The sequence below is a fragment of the Acidiphilium sp. genome, assembly GCF_049977125.1.
Taxonomy (GTDB): domain Bacteria; phylum Pseudomonadota; class Alphaproteobacteria; order Acetobacterales; family Acetobacteraceae; genus Acidiphilium.
Genome location: NZ_JBMFGY010000349.1, coordinates 1 through 1792, shown reverse-complemented (window position 1 = coordinate 1792; position 1792 = coordinate 1). Strand labels below are relative to the sequence as shown.

Sequence of the window (1792 nt, the reverse complement as noted above, 5' to 3'; positions counted from 1 at the left end):
GTGCCATGATCCCGGCCGCAAATAACGCCGCCGCGGCGCCATCGATCGCGCCGTTGCCGCCGCCCGCCACCTCATGGAGTGCGCCCATGGCCAGCCCGCCACCGGGCAGTCGCGCGTCCAGTTCTGCCACCCCGAACGGCAGAATGGCCGACGCGCGCTTCCTGCCGGCTTCGATCCGACGAATTGTCTCGCGTAACGCATTCATGGTGGGCGTTGGTTGCACTTCCTGGCTCAGCCTTTCGGGGGAGATCCTAATGTTCGTTATTTGTTCTCATCGCTTACCGCGAGTCAAGCGAGCAAAACGGGCGTTGGCGCTATGATGCAGGATGCCGGCCGTGATCGACTTGAGTGATCCATTGAGGTCGTGGGTGCATCTCGTTGACAATGAACGGTTCGCTGGCCGCACTCGCTGTATCGCGCGGACCAATCTAATTTTTTGAGGAGCGTCGGTGTGCAGGTCGCGGTGCTCATCTGGTCGCTCATCTGGCGGCTCAGTCAGCGTGTTAACACTTGCGAACAAAACAGGAAAATCGGATAGTCGGTCTCGACACCGTAAGGGGACCGAAAGTGACCGCCGCGGCCTATCTGGATAAACTCAATGACGAGCAACGAAGCGCGGTCGTCCATGGCATCGATCCCGCCACGACGACGCATATCGGCGCGCCGCTGTTGGTGATCGCCGGCGCGGGGTCAGGCAAGACCAACACGCTGGCGCATCGGGTCGCCCATCTGATCGTCAACGGCGTCGATCCACGCCGCATCCTGTTGATGAGTTTCTCGCGCCGTGCCGCTGCCGAGATGACGCGCCGTGCCGAACGCATCTCGGCTCAGGCCTTCGGCGGGAAAACAGGGACCATGACGGATGCCCTGACGTGGGCCGGCACCTTCCATGGCATCGGGGCTCGGCTGCTACGGGACAACGCCGAACAAATCGGATTGGATCCGGCGTTCACGATCCATGACCGTGAAGACTCCGCCGATCTGATGAACCTCGCCCGGCACGAGCTGGGTTTTTCGAAGACAGAACGGCGGTTCCCGACCAAAGGCACCTGTCTTTCGATCTATTCCCGCTGCGTGAACACCGAATTGTCGCTCGATGAGGTGCTGCCCACCAGTTTTCCCTGGTGCTCGTCGTGGGAGGCTGAACTGCAACAGCTATTCGGCGCCTATGTCGAGGCGAAACAGCGGCAGAACGTGCTCGATTACGATGACCTGTTGCTCTACTGGGCACAGATGGTCAGCGAGCCAGCTCTGGCCGAGGAGATCGGCGGCCGCTTCGATCACGTGCTAGTCGACGAGTATCAGGACACCAACAGGTTGCAATCCTCGATCCTGCTGGCGCTGAAACCCGGTGGTCGCGGTCTGACCGTCGTAGGCGACGATGCGCAGTCGATCTACGCCTTTCGCGGTGCGACCGTGCGTAACATTCTCGATTTTCCTGGAGCGTTCAGTCCCGCGGCTGACATCATCACGCTGGAGCGGAATTACCGGTCGACCGCCGCGATCCTTGCCGCGGCAAACGGGGTCATCGGCCTCGCCAAGGAGAGGTTCACGAAAAACCTTTGGAGTGACCGCACGACCGAAACTCTACCGCAGCTCGTCCATGTCCGCGATGATGCCGATCAGGCCCGCTTCATCGTCGAGCGGGTGCTGGAGAACCGCGAGGCGGGTATTACGCTCAAGCAGCAGGCCGTTCTGTTCCGCACATCCCATCACAGCGGCGCCCTCGAGGTCGAACTGACCCGGCGAAACATCCCGTTCGTCAAATTCGGTGGCCTGAAGTTTCTGGATT

General features: G+C 61.0%; 1 protein-coding gene and 1 pseudogene. One reads left to right on the top strand and one right to left on the bottom strand.

The features are described from left to right. Window positions 1–223, bottom strand: a pseudogene (locus ACP5E6_RS18965) (damage-inducible protein); the annotation flags it as partial. 344 nt (window positions 224–567) lie between these two features. Between ACP5E6_RS18965 and ACP5E6_RS18960 the strand changes: the two are divergent. Further along, the coding region (locus tag ACP5E6_RS18960) for an ATP-dependent helicase (RefSeq protein WP_427957034.1) at window positions 568–1792 on the top strand (1225 nt) is incomplete at its 3' end.